The 1419-nt window shown below is 43.6% G+C and carries 2 protein-coding genes; one reads left to right on the forward strand and one right to left on the reverse strand.

Annotated elements, in window-relative coordinates:
- Window positions 1-17: 17 nt before the first annotated feature.
- Entirely contained in the window at window positions 18-1112 is a 1095-nt protein-coding gene (locus KDK17_RS03425) for a transposase (protein ID WP_257274757.1), read from the reverse strand.
- A 46-nt stretch (window positions 1113-1158) separates the two neighbouring features.
- Here KDK17_RS03425 and tnpA point away from each other — a divergent pair.
- On the forward strand, window positions 1159-1419 hold a 261-nt coding region (gene tnpA, locus KDK17_RS03430; protein ID WP_257287342.1), incomplete at its 3' end, for an IS200/IS605 family transposase.

Here is a 1419-nt window from a genome sequence, read left to right on the forward strand (position 1 = left end):
TTGACATCCTCCCACAGCTAAAGCAGTGGGATTCCTCCAGCGAGACGGCTATGCCCAGCCGCAAGAATGTTCTTTGCTGCATTTAAATCACGCAGGTGTTCAGCTCCGCACTCTGAACAAGTCCATTCTCTTATTCGCAAACCTGTTCTACCTTTCGGACTGCTGGACGGAATAGTGCCACAGCTCGAACACGTTTGGGTGGAGTAGGATTCGTTGACGACCTCGAACACAACTGACTGCGCTATCGCTTTGTACTTCAGTTGATCTTTCAGTATTCCCCAACCAGCATCCAGAACAGACTTAGCCATTTTCGTTTTTGCTAGTCTGGTACTGCTTACATCGCCTACGAATATAGCGGCGTGGTTGTTTACCAGCCGTGTCGTAAATTTATGAATCTGGTCTTTTCTGCGATTTTTAATTTTCGCATGAATAGCCTTAACTCTTTGCTTCTTGTTGGCTCTTTGAGCCTTACCGAGTCTTTCTTCCAGCTCACGATAAAACTGCTTTGATTCAAGCTGATCGCCGTTACTGCAAGTAGCTACATCTTTCAGCCCAAGATCAATTCCTATAGCGGTTTTGCCTTCGGTAACAGGTTTTGATTCGGTTTGCACCGCCACATTGAAGTACCAGCGCCCACGACTATCTTCTGAAAAACTGCCTGCAAGAAATTGATACTTTGAAAGACCGTAACTATCCCAGACGTTAAAGCTTTTTCTGGCAAACCTTACCTGTCCGTTAGACCACTTTGCAGAGCCTTTTTTGAAAGGTATCCAACCAAGAGAGCGCTTGCTTCCAGAGCTGATGCGCCAACGTAGCTTTGCTTTCTTAAATTGATTTCTAGCTTGATGGTGCTTTGCACAGACTTCCTGAGCCGTGTGAGACGGAATTAAGTACTTTTGCTCTTTCCTGAAAACAAGAACGGGCTTCTGGACATCATAAGCAGACAACCAAACAGGCTTAACCGGCCCATAGTCGCTCGTACGACCATTGGCTTTCATGGTTAGCTCGTTAGCCAGATTAAAGACTTGATTGACCTCATAAGCCATTTCACGCAGTACCTTTGCGTGTTTGTCTTTCACCCTGACTGACAGTGTTTTGGTCTGAATACCCATAATGATTTATTATATAGACCATAATGGCTATTTCAAGGTTGGTCTAATGGAATTAAGAAAGGGTAGAAGATGCGTTTTTATGCTTCATGCACACATGATTTTTATCACAAAGTACAGAGGCAAAGTATTTACAGACAGACATCTGAAAACACTTGAAAAAATATTCCGAAGCGTATGTTCTGATTTTGAAGTAGAACTGGAAGAATTTAACGGCGAGCAAGATCACGTACACATTCTGGTAAACTATCCACCAAAAGTAGCAGTATCAAAACTGGTAAACAGTCTGAAAGGTGTTTCAAGCCGAAGA

It is taken from the genome of Endozoicomonas sp. SESOKO2 (assembly GCF_024606245.1).
In the GTDB taxonomy this organism is placed as follows: Bacteria; Pseudomonadota; Gammaproteobacteria; order Pseudomonadales; family Endozoicomonadaceae; genus Endozoicomonas_A.

Bases quoted from the DNA above. Each gene is read 5' to 3' on its own strand.
- KDK17_RS03425 (WP_257274757.1), bottom strand. From the start codon at position 1,112: ATGGGTATTCAGACCAAAACACTGTCAGTCAGGGTGAAAGACAAACAC.